Source organism: Synechococcus sp. PCC 6716 (assembly GCF_022570815.1).
Taxonomy (GTDB): domain Bacteria; phylum Cyanobacteriota; class Cyanobacteriia; order Thermosynechococcales; family Thermosynechococcaceae; genus Thermosynechococcus; species Thermosynechococcus lividus.
In genome coordinates this window covers 283315-297254 of the sequence record NZ_JAKLTU010000001.1, presented here as the reverse complement: position 1 = coordinate 297254, position 13940 = coordinate 283315, and the positions used below count along the sequence as shown (strand labels likewise).

Here is a 13940-nt window from a genome sequence, read left to right as displayed (position 1 = left end):
CTTACCTTTTCGGGGATTTCAGTAGGGCTATGCGGGGGATTGATAGCCCGAACTGTCTATACTATAGCTGAACGAGCTGACGATGGCAACGACGTTGCTCGCTGAAACGGTTAAAAACTATTACTAAACTAGCACTGGACTGGGCATAGTAACCGTGTTTGCTTACCTCAAAGGTTGTGTCGTTGACCAGCAGCAAGATGGCTCAAACCGCTCTTTTTTGGTGCTGGAGGTTCAGGGAATTGGCTACCGCCTGAGTGTGACCTCCCATCTCCTCAGAGCCTACCCTCCCAGCAGTAAAGTGGTGCAAATTTTTACCCATCTGATTGTCCGTGACGATCAGCTAAGTTTGTACGGCTTTGGCAGTGCCGCAGAGCGGGAGATGTTTTCACGGTTAATTCGGGTGAATGGGGTGGGGCCCCAACTTGCGCTTGCCCTGTTGGATACGCTTCCCCTGCCGGATTTAGTGCAGGCCATTGTGAGTGGCAATACCCAGCGGCTGAGCCGCACTCCGGGGGTTGGCCAAAAAACCGCTGAGCGGATTGCCCTTGAGCTAAAAGCCTCCTTGGCAGCATGGCGACAGCACACTGCCGCCGCTGGGGTGCCCACAGCCTCTCTACAGGAGGAGCTAGAACTAACCTTACTGGCCTTGGGCTATAGCGATCGCGAGATTCAAGAGGCACTCATTGCTGTAGGCCAAACCACGAGCCTTGCCCAAACGAGTGATCCTGAAGCATGGTTACGGGAGGCGATCGCTTGGCTGAGTCGCTATGCATAAACATCAAAAGGCGCTGCAAAAATTTCTGAAATCCGCTACAACTTATACAATTAAGGTAGAGTGAGGTTCCTCGAGGAATCACAAATTATGATGCTTCCCCAAGATATTATTGGCCAAAAAGTATGGCTAGACGTTGACTCCGAGGATGCCTACTACCCCGGAGAGACGGTGCGGGTTCAAGCCGAGATCACCCAGCCGACTGCCCCGCCATGGTATTTTGCCCGCTACCTCAATGCTCCCCGCTGGCTGCGTACCCAGGGGCAGTGGTTGACCCACCACGAGGCAGAAATGGCCGTCCTGCTCAGCCCAGTCCTTGAGGAACCAGAGTTGGTTGAGGGGGGCGACGACTACGACAACTACGGCGACGAACTCACCAACGGGGGGTGCGATAGCCATCACTAAGGAATCCTCAGCGTTGCATGGCCTCCTTTTTAAGCTGTTTGCTATCTCGCTGAGCACTGGCCGCCAAATCGGCATCCAGTAGGGTTTGGCCAGTGGCAGCTAGATAAACATCATCCAAACTCGGGCGGGATTGCGCCAAGCTAAAGATGGGGAGCATTGCTGTTTCTAGGGCGGCTTGAATCTCCGCTAGGGCAACCGCAGCCTCCGTCACAACCAAGTTTAGGGAATTGCCTTGGTTACGGTTAATGACGACGGATTTTACGCAGGGCAATTGCATCAGTAACGCTTGGGTTGTCTGGGCTTCGCTGTAGGGGGTAAACTCCCGTATCCGCACCGTGATGCGATCGCCCCCAAGGTTAGCCTTGAGGTCAGCAGGGGAGCCACTGGCAATCACCCGCCCCCTATCAAGAATGGCAAGGCGATCGCTGAGGAGATCCACCTCTTCAAGGTAATGACTGGTGAGGATAATCGTTAACCCTTCGGCTTTAAGTTCCCGCAAGATGTCCCAGATCACCTGCCGACTTTCAATGTCTAGTCCGACCGTCGGTTCATCTAAAATCAGAACTTGGGGTTGGTGCAGCAACCCCGCCGCCAGATCAAAGCGCTTGCGAATCCCCCCGGAATAGGTGCCACACTTGCGATCGCGCCATTGCCGCAGATCCAGACGCTCCAGCACTGCTTCAATGCGTTGGGGAATCAGGGCGCGGGGAATATGGTAGAGCGCCGCTTGCAGTTCTAAAAACTCCTGACCCGTGAGAATCTTATCGAGTGCCACCTCCTGAGCCACATAGCCCAGCTTTTGGCGCACCAAGTGAGGCTGAGTGGTCACCGAGAGGCCACAGACTTCCAAGTGTCCCGCATCTGCCTGCGAGAGCGTACATAAACAGCGTAGAGTCGTCGTTTTACCGGAACCATTGGGGCCAAGCAGGCCAAAAATTTCGGCTGCCTCAACGGTRAAAGATACATCCTCAACCGCCGTCACCGCGCCGTAGGACTTTTTGAGATGTTCAACCTTGACCGTGACTGACATGGCACTTGTAACCTCAACGCCGTCATCTTCACATTCTGACAGAATTCCCCACGGCTTTTGGGTACATGCTAGAACAACGGTAGAGCCTTCTGAGAGGAATCGCCATGGCTGCTGCTGACACTGCCCCGATTGCTGAAGTGATGCACCTCACGGGCGATCGCCTCCGCCTGCGGATTCAAGAGCTAAAACGTGATCCGGCCTTTCGAGACTCCCTAGTTGCTTACCTCCACACCCTAGAAGGCATCAGAGCCGTTCACTGTAATCCCCTTGCCGCTTCCGTTACCCTTGAGTATCAACTAGAGCAGATTACCCCCCTGCAACTGCTGGCAGCCATTCAATTGTGGGGGGATGTGCAAATTGTTGGCCAAGGCAACAAAGGACTGCGAAACCTGACCCGCGCCTTTGCCCTAGAACCCGAAGAGGTAGGGCACAAAGCCACAGCCATGGGGGGCTTTGTGGTGGGGGGGTACCTTGGGGATATGGTGGGAGGGATGGTGGGTGCCACAGCGGGGGGGGTGTTTATGGGGCCTGCCGGAGCCGTCATGGGGGTACAAGTGGGCACCTTTGTGGGTGGAGTGATTGGTGCCCGTCTGGGGATGAGCACCACCGAACAAATTAGCCAATTGCAGTTTACCTCCTTTGAGCAGACCCCCCAGCAAGTTGCTAAAGCCCTAGAGGTTCGCACTGGCGATAAAATTGGCGAAACCGCTGGGGAAATTGCCGGAGGTCTCGCTGGGCAAGTGGTGATGGGGCCTGTGGGAGAAACCGTAGGGCGAGTTCTCGGCAGCATGATTGGCTCTCAGGTGGGCGAAGACCTTGGCCGCCAGATAGCCGAACCCACCCCTGTTGACCCCACTCCCCCCTCCGTTAACGTGGTACTGGAGTGGTGGTTGAAGGCCAGCCGCTCCTTTGTGGGAGAAACCCTGTGGGCAACCTTGGGGGGGGTACTGGCGCGGCTCACCCTAGGTCCCCACGCAGAGGCCGTTGGCATCCGCGCTGGCACCCGCATCAGTCGGCAGTTAGACATGAGCGAGCCAGCCCTGACAACCGCCCCCCAGAAGAAGGAAGTATAATCCATAAAGTAACGGCTTATGGATCGTCCAGCACGGCAGGAGCAAACCGATGCTCGATACACTTTTACTCCTCATTATTGTGGTAATGGGGATTGCCGTTGGCTTCAATAGCATTGACCTATTGCCAACGGCGGTGCTTGATCAAGTTGCGAACGTTAGGGGCTTACAGTGGGTCACCGCAGGGTTTGGTGGGCTAGTGGGCATTGCCCTTGGCCTGTTATTGCAAACCCTCTACCATCGCCTTGAGCGCAATATTCGTCAGCTCCCTGCTGATACCTTACTATCGCGAGCCGTAGGGCTAGTGGTGGGGTTGCTATTGGCCAACCTGATGCTGGCTCCCATTTTTCTGTTGCCGATTCCTAGGGATTTTTCCTTTATTAAACCCTTGGTGGCTGTTCTCACCAGTATTGTCTTTGCCTATTCTGGGACAACCTTGGCCGATAGTCATGGTCGCGCCCTACTGCGGCTGGTCAACCCTAACTCCGTTGAAAGCAGCCTCTTGGCAGAAGGAATGATCAAACCTGCCCGTGCTAAGGTCTTGGATACCAGTTGCATTATTGATGGTCGCATTGAAGCCCTGTTGAACTTAGGCGTATTGGAAGGGCAAATTATTGTGCCTCAGTTTGTGCTGCAAGAACTGCAACTGATTGCGGATGCCGCCAATGATCAAAAGCGCAGTCGGGGTCGCCGCGGCCTAGATGTACTGAACCGCATCCAAGCTAACCTAGGCGATCGCATTGTCATTCACTCCGCAGACTACCCAGACTTGACCACGGTGGATGCCAAACTGGTGCGCCTATGCCAAGAAATTAACGGCACCCTTGTCACCAACGACTTTAACCTTAACAAAGTCGCTCGCTTCCAAAAAGTTGATGTCTTTAACGTCAACGAACTGGCTCAAGCCCTACGCCCCATCTACTTACCCGGAGATACGCTGGAACTCAAAATTCTCAAAGAGGGCAAGGAACCGGCTCAAGGGATTGGCTACCTAGAAGACGGCACCATGGTGGTGGTCGAGGAGGGCGTTGATCACATCGGCGATCAGTTGTCAGTGGTGGTCACCAGTGCCCTGCAAACCTCTGCCGGTCGGATGATTTTTGCCCGCCTGCAAATGCCGACCATTGCCTAGCGTCATAGACAACCCATGACTCAAGAACCACACTCAAAACCAGCTAGCCCGCCGCAACTGGTGTCGCCGTGGGTGTGGGGCTTTTTTGTTTTCAGCGTGCTGACCTTTGTGGCGGTGCTGTTGGCCACAGTCTGGCAGCCGACCCTATTTCCCATTGGGCTGGTTAACCCTAATGAGTTACGACCCCTGCCCGAACTGCTGCAACTGCCACGGGGTGATCTCAGTCAGTGGTGGCCTTTAGTCGTTGCAGCGCTGGTGGCGCTCTCTCTCAACATCATTCCCAGTAATAATGTTACCCGCCTTGTCATTCGCTTGATTGTGATCCTGTTTGGCTTTCGCTATCTGCTATGGCGCGGTTTGGCGACTCTCAACACTGCCCATTGGTTTAGCGCCATTGCTAGTATTAGCTTCTATGGGCTAGAGGTTCTGTATTTCATTACCTATGTGCTCTACGTTTACCAAACAGCATGGCTCACGGATCGCCAGCGCTCCCGCGAGGCAAATTACTATCAAGCGGCTGTCCTTGCAGGGGAATATTGCCCCAGTGTTGATATTCTTGTTCCCACTTATAACGAACCTCCCTACATTTTGCGCCGCACTATTGTTGCCTGTCAGGGGATGAACTACCGCAATAAAACCATTTACATCTTGGATGATGGCCGACGTTCGGAAGTCGCAGATCTATGCGCTCAACTGGGGGTGCACTACATTACCCGCCCTACCAACGAACACCGCAAGGCAGGCAACCTCAACCATGCCCTCCAGCAAACCAACGGTGAACTTATTGCTGTCTTTGATGCTGACTTTATCCCTTTCCAAAACTTTCTAAGCCGTACCGTTGGCTTTTTTCAAAATGACCAAATTTCCATGGTGCAAACCCCCCAACACTTTTTTAACCCCGATTACCACGCCCAAAACTTAGGGATTGAATTCATGATGCCGGGGGATATGGAGTACTTTTTTGGCTTTATTCAGCCCGGGCGCGATTTTGGCAACGCTATTATCTGCTGCGGTACCTCCTACGTCGTGCGCCGTCGCGATCTTGAGGCGGTGGGGGGCTACTACACCCGCTGTGTTGTCGAAGACTTCCAAACCGGCACCAAGATGCAGATTGCCGGTTACCGCTTGATCTATCTCAACGAAATTCTGAGCTTAGGGGAGTCTCCCCGTAACTTCCGCGATCACCTAGAGCAGCGGTTGCGCTGGCTGCAAGGCAATATGCAGATCTATTTCTGTGGTGATGATTTACCTATTTGGTCAACGCTGTCGTGGTTTCAGCGCAGTTGTCACCTATCGCTCCTGTTGTACAACTTTAACCCCTTTACTCGCGCTTGTTTTCTGGTGGGTCCCTTTGTGAGCCTGATGACAGGGGTGTCTCTCACGGTAGCTACCTTTTGGGAATATCTTTACTTTGCTATCCCCTATACACTGTTAACGCTGGCAACCTTTAGCTGGGCGACGGAGGGGCGTTACTTTTCGCTGTGGGGTGAAGTGTATGAGGTGATGTTTGCCTTTCCTGGGATGGTGCAGTTAATAAAAATTCTACGCAATCCCTTTGGCAAAATTGGCAGCGTTGTGACGAACAAAGGAACCCTCTCAAATCGCAAACATCTGAATTTGGCGTTTACCTGGCCGCTGCTCCTGTTGGTGCTAGCTTCGGTTTTTGGGATTTTTGTCCGTTATGGGGGCTATTGGTTTGGGGTGTGGCCGCCGCTGGAGTACGAGCGCGCTGGCTTAGAGGTCATGCTGGCCTGGACGGTTTATAATGCCGTAATTGCTTTGATTGCGGTGCTAGCAGCAATTGATCAGCCCACGCGCCGTCAAAGCGATCGCTTTCCTATCTGTACCGTGTGTCGGTTTGAGCTGGGGTCACAAACGTTCTGGGGCTATACCCGCGATCTTTCGGAAAGCGGGGCAGCGCTACTGCTAACCGCCGGGCGGCAGGTTCCCCCGCAGCCGATCCTCACTGGAACCCTGACCTTTTTAGAGCAAGACTTTAAGGTTCAGGCAGCAGTTGTGCGGATGCGGCAGGAGGATGAGCGCAGTTGTCTTTATCTGCGGTTTTTAGAGGTTGATGAGGCCGCTAGCCGTGGCCTTGTCCAACTTCTGTACGGCGGCTTGACGTGGTGGCACAAACCCAAGGCGCCCCATGCAATTGATGCCTTTGGGGCCATGCTGCGGCGACTGTTTGACTTTCGCTCCCTCTTTACGCTGTACAGTTAACCACGTAGGTTTGGCTGTGTCGCTCAAGCGCTAATTGCACGAGCCGATGCACCAGTTCTGGAAACGACAGGCCACTGGCAGCCCACAACTGCGGGTACATACTCAGTGCCGTAAACCCTGGTAACGTATTGACTTCGTTAATTAAAATTTCGCCACTGTCCGGCAGGTAAAAAAAGTCAAACCGTGCTAGACCTGCCCCATCCAAGGCTGTAAAGGCTTTCAGCGCTATGGCTTGAATGGTGTCACTCACCGCTGCTGGAATATCTGCCGGAATCTTCAGATCAGCTCGGCCATCCGTATATTTGGTGTCGTAGTCGTAGAATTCACTACTGTAGGTAATTTCACCCACGACTGAGGCTTGGGGAGCATCATTGCCGAGGACGGCACACTCGAGTTCTCGCGCTACTACCCCTGCTTCCACAATGATGCGCCGATCTAGTTCGGCGGCGGTTTCTAGGGCAGTGGTCAACTGTTGGCGATTCTTGGCTTTAGAAATGCCGACTGATGAGCCAAGGTTGGCCGGCTTGACAAAGCAGGGGTAGCCCAATTCGGTTTCGATGCGATCGCACACCTGACGATAACGGCACGGATCCGACCAAAGTTCTGAGCGGCTGATCGCTACATACCGCACTTGCGGTAGCCCCACCGCTCCAAAAAACGTTTTCATTAAAATTTTATCCATGCCAATGGCGGAGGCCGCCACCCCAGACCCCACGTAGGGACGTTGCATCATTTCCAACAGTCCTTGAATTGTGCCATCTTCACCGTTGGGGCCGTGGAGGATGGGAAACCAAACATCAATGGTTTCTGCCACTGCCGGAAATGACCACAGGGATTGATTCTCTAGAGAAGGCGCTGGCGCACTGACGGTTTCGGTACACCGCCAACGACCATCTTTTTGAATATAAATGGGCACCACCTCATAGCGATCGCCATTGAGAGGATCGGCAAAGGCTTGGGCAATTGCCGCCGCCGATACAACCGAGACCTCGTGCTCCCGCGAGCGACCGCCAAATAGTAACCCAACCCGCAGACGACCCATAATGTAAACCTGTGTTAACGCGACCGTTTCTTGGTACGATTTTCAAGGATTATACAAACTTTGGGAGTTGCTATGGACGTGGGGCAAAAAGTGCGCGTCTGCCGGATTCGCGATCGCGTCGCCCAAGAAGTGCTCAAAAAACTGGGTCAAGTCGGTCAAGTCACGGGCTTTAAGATGACTGACGGCAGTGGAGTCGGGGTGGTGGTCACCTTTGATGATCGCTCCAGTACATGGTTTTTTGAAGACGAAATCGAAGCCGTTGGCTAGCCCCCTGTTGCCCCATTAGTGGTACGTTGTATTGTGGTGCTTTTGCGGGCACAGCGTCATTCTCCATTTAGGTTTGATCGTCCGCTCTCATGTGTGAACCCTTTCGCTCACAGATGATGGCCTGAAGCGATCGCCAGTTACAAAAAATGAACTTACCAAGACAGTAGGCAGAGTCCATGGTCACAACAGCAGAACGAACCAATGTAGGCTTTATTACCCAAGTTATCGGGCCAGTCATTGACATTGAATTTCCCAGTGGCAAAATGCCCGCCATTTATAATGCCCTCCGCATTCAAGGGAAAAACGCAGCGGGATTGGACGTTGCCGTCACCTGCGAAGTGCAGCAACTCCTTGGCGATAACCGTGTCCGTGCCGTTGCCATGAGCAGCACCGATGGCCTTGTACGAGGCATGGAAGCAGTCGATACCGGTGCCCCCATTAGCGTTCCCGTTGGCACCGCCACCCTTGGCCGCATCTTTAATGTGTTGGGGGAACCCGTCGATGAAAAAGGGGAGGTCAACATCAGTGAAACCTTGCCGATTCACCGTCCTGCCCCTAGCTTTACAGAACTGGAAACGAAGCCCTCGGTCTTTGAAACCGGCATCAAGGTGATCGATCTGCTGACTCCCTATCGCCGTGGCGGTAAAATTGGCCTGTTTGGCGGTGCGGGTGTGGGCAAAACCGTCATCATGATGGAACTGATCAACAACATTGCCACCCAACACGGCGGCGTTTCAGTGTTTGCGGGGGTGGGCGAGCGCACCCGCGAAGGCAACGACCTCTACAACGAAATGATTGAATCAGGAGTCATTGATAAAGACGATCCCAGCAAATCGAAAATTGCCTTGGTCTATGGCCAGATGAACGAGCCGCCCGGGGCACGGATGCGGGTGGGCTTATCTGGGTTGACCATGGCGGAATACTTCCGCGATGTGAACAAGCAGGATGTGCTGCTCTTTGTTGATAATATTTTCCGCTTTGTCCAAGCTGGCTCGGAAGTGTCAGCCCTCTTGGGTCGGATGCCCTCGGCAGTGGGGTATCAGCCTACCCTAGGCACCGATGTGGGGGCGCTCCAGGAGCGGATTACCTCGACCATGGAAGGCTCTATTACCTCCATCCAAGCGGTGTATGTGCCCGCGGACGACTTGACTGACCCCGCTCCAGCTACAACCTTTGCCCACCTCGACGGTACCACCGTGCTCTCGCGGGGGTTAGCCGCTAAAGGGATTTACCCCGCCGTGGACCCACTCGGCTCCACCTCGAACATGTTGCAGCCCGATATTGTCGGGACGGAGCACTACCAAACTGCCCGAGCGGTGCAAGCCACGCTGCAACGCTACAAGGAACTCCAAGACATCATTGCCATTTTGGGGTTAGATGAACTCTCCGAAGAAGACCGCCTGACGGTGGCACGGGCACGGAAAGTAGAGCGGTTCCTATCGCAGCCGTTCTTTGTGGCAGAAGTTTTCACCGGTGCCCCCGGCAAGTATGTCACCCTCGAAGAGACCATCAAAGGCTTCCAGATGATCCTCAGCGGGGAGCTAGATGATCTGCCAGAGCAAGCCTTCTATATGGTGGGCAACATCGAAGAAGCCAAAGCCAAAGCCGAAAAACTCAAAGCTTAGGCAAGTAACGATTGGTCGGCAACAGTGGGGTGGGGCTTCCCACCCTAAGAATTAAGAATTATGACTTAAGAAGGGAAAGGCTATGGTGATGACCGTGCGGGTGATTGCACCCGATAAAACCGTTTGGGATGCCCCAGCAGAAGAAGTGATTCTACCCAGTACAACGGGACAACTGGGCATTCTCTCAAATCATGCGCCCCTGCTGACGGCGCTGGAAACTGGGGTGATGCGGGTTCGCCAAGAGCGAGAGTGGGTGGCGATCGCCCTGATGGGGGGCTTTGCCGAGGTGGAAAATAATGAAGTCACGGTTTTGGTGAATGCGGCTGAGCGGGGCGACACCATTGACCTAGAGACAGCCAAACGGGAGTTTAGCGATGCCCAAGCCGCTGTGGCGAAAGCCCAGCAAAGTGGCTCTAAGCAAGCCCAAATTCAAGCAGCTCAAGCCTTCCGCCGCGCTCGGGCACGGGTTCAAGCTGCCGGTGGGGTTGTTGAAATTTAATCTCCTTGGGTTGAATTCCCTCTCTGCTTGCAGCGGGGAGGATGTCACTGAATCTCAAAGGTAACCTTGCCGGTATAACCCACGTAGCAGAAGTTACCTTCCTCTTGAGCATCACTAGGGTCCAATTCCACCCGCACTTGGCTTTGCCGTGGGTAGTTTTCAGGGATAGGGATGACCATGTCATCCCCGGGGTTGAGGCGCCCCAGCCCTGAGCGGATGCTGGAGACTCTGCCGCGCAAGGTCACCCATTTATCACCGTACAATTCAATCCTAGCTCGTGTACCTGGATGCACAAGACGTAGCATTTTCTCATCCAAGAAGACATCGACCCAGCGGCGTTGGCAGTCTAGGACTTGCAAAATGAGATCGCCTTTGCCGAGGAATGCCCCCTGCCGCGCCTCCACTCGCCAGACGTAGCCTGCCACCGGTGTGTTAATGGGAACAACTTGACGCTGGGCAACTTCCCGCTCTGCTTGGGCTAACTGCTCCTGTTGGGCAGCAATTTCCGCTTCAATACCGCGGATGGCGGCCTTTTGCTCAGCAATTTGCAACTTAAGTTCCTGTAGGCGCAAGCGAGGATCGTAATTACTGCGGGTGTTGCGCAGGGTTAAACCCAACTGTGCCGCCTGTGCTTCCGCAGCTAATGCTTCTACGGTGCGCGCCGCTGCATCAACAGTGCGTTGATGGTTGACCACCTGAGCTTGGCTTTGTTTGAGTTCTGTGCGCGCGGCATCTGCTTGAGACTGAGGTACTGCTCCCTGTTGGGCAAGGGAGACGAAGCGCTCATAGTTAATTTGCGCGAGTTCCTGCCGCGCTTTGGCATCGGCAAGCTGTGCCCGTGCGGCAGCCAGTTCCGCTTGCGCAGCCGCAAGTCGGCGATCGCTCTCAGTCACTTCCAAGCGGTGCTGATGGGTGTTATCGGCTTGGGCAGAGGCCAATAAGCCCTGGAGTTCAGCTAATTTAGCCTTAGCGGCTCCTAACTCCCCCCGGCGCCGTTGCAGCCATGTTTTTACATCCTTAGGGGTCATGGCAGTGGTACGGTCATTCTTTAAGATAGCCACCGCCCCCTCTGACGGATTAATCATCTCTCCCACTTGGGCGCGAAGATCCACTAGCGTTCCCTCTTCTGGGGCACGGACATTGACAATAACCCCGTTGATTACGGCATCGCGGCTGGTAACGCTTGTTAGGTGGCGAAATAGAAAGACCCCTGTAAATGCTAGAACACCCACTCCTGTTGCGATCACCACCCCATTGGCAAGGAGCGATCGCCGCACCTTCAGCCGCTGAGTAGAAACAAGTTGAGGACTTGAGGCAGCAGGGATGTCTTGAGATTGCAAGTCTTGTGGCATAGGCCTAAACAAAGATCGTTGACGCATGGTGTACTTCCCTTACTTCCTTAAGCACTCCAGAAACCTACGCCTCGATGTCTTAGCAGATGGCTAGCCTTGGTCTAGAGGGAGTTTACTGCAGGCTTTACTACCTCTATTGAAGTTGATAATTCACGGGTGTGGCATCCGTAAATGTACTAATTTCCTCCGCCCTTGCTCTCAGGGATGCATATCATGGAAGTATTAACGGCACGCATCTATGACCGGTTCTTTCGATCTCGCAAAGCAAGCATGGCTAGTGGTGCGCTCCCAAGGAATCATTGTTGGTAAGTATCACTTGGCCGGCAAAGCATTCTGGACCATTGGCCGCTCTAAGGAGTGCGATGTTATTATTAACGACCCCTTTATTTCCCGCCACCAAGCTACGATTCAACTACGCCCCCGGGGCAGTGACTTGATTTATTTGATCCGCGATACAGGGAGTCGCAATGGTACCCTGATCAATGGTAGTCCCATTACAGAGGAGCGGGTGTTGCACCACGGAGACATTATCATGATGGGCGATACGGATTTAACCTTCCGCTACAGCGGCACAACACCATCACTCAACTCTGGACTCAAAGGGTCGTGAGGGGCGTGTGTCACCGCTAGATGAATTTCTCTGGGCGGTTTTGGGGTTACTGCTCACGGTTGCTGGCACCTTTATGGAGGCAGCGATCGCCCTCCCTAACTTACTCAATGATGACGGGCAATTGGTGCTACCCAGTTCGTGGAGTGCAATCCCCGTATATTCCTTACCGGTCTCCTACCAAGTGGCGGCGGTGCTACTGGTGGGGTGCATGGGAGGACGGCAAGCGGCAGCACTCTCGCAGGTGGCCTACCTGATCCTTGGCCTCAGTGGTTTTCAGGTATTTTCCCAAGGCGGAGGGCTAGACTATTGGCGGGAACCAACCTTTGGCTATCTGTTGGGGTTTGTCCCCGGGGCGTGGTTCTGTGGCTGGCTAGCGTTTCGCTCAGGAGCGGCTGCTCGCATTGAATGGCTCGCCCTCAGTGGGTTAGCGGGGTTAACGATCATTCATAGCTGTGGGTTGCTGTACCTTTGCGCCTTGGCACTCGTTGGCCAGTTAAGTCAGCCTTTAGTAGAACTCATACAGCAATACTCCCTGTGGGCGCTGCCCGGACAATTGGTGATTGTCTGTTTAGTGGCGCTGGTGGCGCGGATTCTGCGACTGGTGTTACTGTACTAGGCCATGGGGAAGTTTACAGTAAACCCAACATATGCAGCGGGCCTTGACCACTAATCAGTTCAATAATGAGGGCAAGAAACCCCAGCATGGCTAAGCGCCCATTCCAGCGCTCCGCCGCGGAGGTCATCCCCCACTCCCAACGTTCTTGGGGGTACAGTTTCACCCGCTTGCGCAAGGTATTGACATCGGCAAAGGTACGGGGCGGCGCAGCAAGGGACTCTTTGACCAACTGGGCTAAGGCAACAATAAACCCAGGGTGATCATTGAGCGCTGGAACCCGCCGAAAGATTTCAATGCCAGCTTCTTCTGCCAGTTCTCGGTATTCGATATCAATTTCTTGCAATGTCTCGATGTGCTCCGAAATAAAGCTGATGGGCACCACAACAAGGGTTTTGACACCTTGAGCCGCTAGCTCCGGAATAATGTCTTCGGTGTAGGGTTGCAGCCATTCCACCGGCCCGACCCGACTTTGATAGGCTAAAACGTGGGGGTTGGGTCGCCCCAGCGCGTTCATGATCAATCTGACACAGGCTTCAATTTGCTCTTGGTAGGGATCCCCCGCCTCAGTAACGTAGCTTTTGGGGACACCGTGGGCGCTGAAGAACACCATGGCAGTGTCGGGGTTGGGGCATTGATCGAGTTCCCGACGGATCAGTTCCGCCATGGCAGCCACGTAGCCGGGATGGTTATACCACGCTGGAATGAGGGTGTAGTGAATTTGACGGAGGGCGGGATCATTTTCCCAGAGGGCTTCGAGCAATCGGAAACTGGAGCCGCTGGTGCTGATGGAATACTGGGGATAGAGGGGCAGAATGACGAGTTTGCGAATGTTATCAAGTTTAATTTGGGCGATCGCCTCTTCGGTAAAGGGGTGCCAGTAGCGCATACCAATGTAGAGATTTGCTTCGATGCCAAGGTCAGCGAGAGCCGCTTTGAGGGCTTTGGCTTGCTGCTCGGTAATGCGCCGTAAGGGTGAGCCGCCACCAATTTGGGCATAGTTTGCCTGAGACTTGCGGGCGCGGCTGGTGGAAATGAACCACGCTAGCGGCTTTTGCAACCAGCGAAAGGGCAGGCGAATAATTTCCGGATCTGAGAATAGGTTATACAGGAAGGGGCGGACATCTTCTGGCCGATCTGGCCCGCCAAGGTTCAGTAGTAATACACCAGTTTGCCCCATAATCCTAGAAATCACCTACATGTCTTTGCGATCGCTCCCTTATTTTGACATACTCCTAGGGGTTCAGAGGAGCAGAACTCACTATCTTAGGATAAGGGGTTTAGCGAGAATAGGTTGAGG

At 54.0% G+C, this 13940-nt stretch carries 14 protein-coding genes; 10 read left to right on the top strand and 4 right to left on the bottom strand.

The genetic code is table 11. From position 1 onward, the window contains the following. Positions 1-154 precede the first annotated feature (154 nt). Complete coding sequence (gene ruvA / locus L5220_RS01410) at positions 155-775, top strand: Holliday junction branch migration protein RuvA (RefSeq protein ID WP_499571139.1); 621 nt, start codon at positions 155-157, stop codon at positions 773-775. A gap of 87 nt (positions 776-862) precedes the next feature. Further along, on the top strand, positions 863-1177 hold the full coding sequence (locus L5220_RS01405; protein ID WP_499571137.1) for a hypothetical protein: 315 nt from the start codon (positions 863-865) through the stop codon (positions 1175-1177). A 7-nt stretch (positions 1178-1184) separates the two neighbouring features. Here the strand turns inward: L5220_RS01405 and L5220_RS01400 are convergent, their stop codons facing one another. Then, positions 1185-2207, bottom strand: a complete 1023-nt coding sequence (locus tag L5220_RS01400; RefSeq protein WP_099799410.1) for an ABC transporter ATP-binding protein — start codon at positions 2205-2207, stop codon at positions 1185-1187. A 104-nt stretch (positions 2208-2311) separates the two neighbouring features. Here L5220_RS01400 and L5220_RS01395 point away from each other — a divergent pair, with 104 nt between their 5' ends. Genes L5220_RS01395 through L5220_RS01385 form a run of 3 tightly spaced genes read left to right on the top strand, consistent with a single transcriptional unit; the run spans position 2312 to position 6632 of the window. Then, positions 2312-3280 carry an HMA2 domain-containing protein gene (locus L5220_RS01395; protein ID WP_499571135.1) on the top strand — a complete coding sequence of 323 codons (969 nt, stop codon included), beginning with the start codon at positions 2312-2314 and terminating at the stop codon, positions 3278-3280. A 49-nt stretch (positions 3281-3329) separates the two neighbouring features. Beyond that, the gene (locus L5220_RS01390; protein ID WP_448514772.1) at positions 3330-4409 is read left to right on the top strand and encodes a PIN/TRAM domain-containing protein; all 1080 of its coding nucleotides are present in this window, start codon (positions 3330-3332) and stop codon (positions 4407-4409) included. A gap of 15 nt (positions 4410-4424) precedes the next feature. Continuing rightward, positions 4425-6632 carry a glycosyltransferase gene (locus tag L5220_RS01385; RefSeq protein ID WP_499571133.1) on the top strand — a complete coding sequence of 736 codons (2208 nt, stop codon included), beginning with the start codon at positions 4425-4427 and terminating at the stop codon, positions 6630-6632. Here L5220_RS01385 and L5220_RS01380 read toward each other — a convergent pair. Further along, a complete protein-coding gene (locus L5220_RS01380) occupies positions 6616-7674 on the bottom strand; it encodes a D-alanine--D-alanine ligase family protein (protein WP_448514774.1) in 1059 nt (352 codons plus the stop codon). The two genes, L5220_RS01385 and L5220_RS01380, sit on opposite strands and share 17 nt — an antisense overlap. 72 nt (positions 7675-7746) lie before the next feature. On the opposite strand from L5220_RS01380, the gene petP reads away from it, so the two are divergent. From petP to atpC, 3 genes are all read left to right on the top strand, one after another. Next, complete coding sequence (gene petP, locus L5220_RS01375) at positions 7747-7941, top strand: cytochrome b6f subunit PetP (RefSeq protein WP_099799415.1); 195 nt, start codon at positions 7747-7749, stop codon at positions 7939-7941. Between the two features lie 176 nt (positions 7942-8117). Continuing rightward, on the top strand, positions 8118-9566 hold the full coding sequence (gene atpD, locus L5220_RS01370; protein ID WP_499571131.1) for a F0F1 ATP synthase subunit beta: 1449 nt from the start codon (positions 8118-8120) through the stop codon (positions 9564-9566). Between the two features lie 82 nt (positions 9567-9648). Beyond that, a complete protein-coding gene (gene atpC / locus L5220_RS01365; protein ID WP_448514776.1) occupies positions 9649-10065 on the top strand; it encodes an ATP synthase F1 subunit epsilon in 417 nt (138 codons plus the stop codon). A 44-nt stretch (positions 10066-10109) separates the two neighbouring features. On the opposite strand, the gene L5220_RS01360 is transcribed toward atpC, so the two are convergent. After that, the gene (locus tag L5220_RS01360) at positions 10110-11417 is read right to left on the bottom strand and encodes an HlyD family secretion protein (protein ID WP_499571129.1); all 1308 of its coding nucleotides are present in this window, start codon (positions 11415-11417) and stop codon (positions 10110-10112) included. Between the two features lie 238 nt (positions 11418-11655). Between L5220_RS01360 and L5220_RS01355 the strand changes: the two genes are divergently transcribed. Next, positions 11656-12027 carry an FHA domain-containing protein gene (locus L5220_RS01355; RefSeq protein WP_448514778.1) on the top strand — a complete coding sequence of 124 codons (372 nt, stop codon included), beginning with the start codon at positions 11656-11658 and terminating at the stop codon, positions 12025-12027. A gap of 7 nt (positions 12028-12034) precedes the next feature. Further along, positions 12035-12643, top strand: coding sequence for a biotin transporter BioY (locus L5220_RS01350; protein ID WP_499571127.1), 609 nt, complete (start codon positions 12035-12037; stop codon positions 12641-12643). Positions 12644-12656: 13 nt separating this feature from the next. On the opposite strand, the gene hemH is transcribed toward L5220_RS01350, so the two are convergent. Next, on the bottom strand, positions 12657-13820 hold the full coding sequence (gene hemH / locus L5220_RS01345; RefSeq protein ID WP_448525434.1) for a ferrochelatase: 1164 nt from the start codon (positions 13818-13820) through the stop codon (positions 12657-12659). Between the last annotated feature and the right edge of the window lie 120 nt (positions 13821-13940).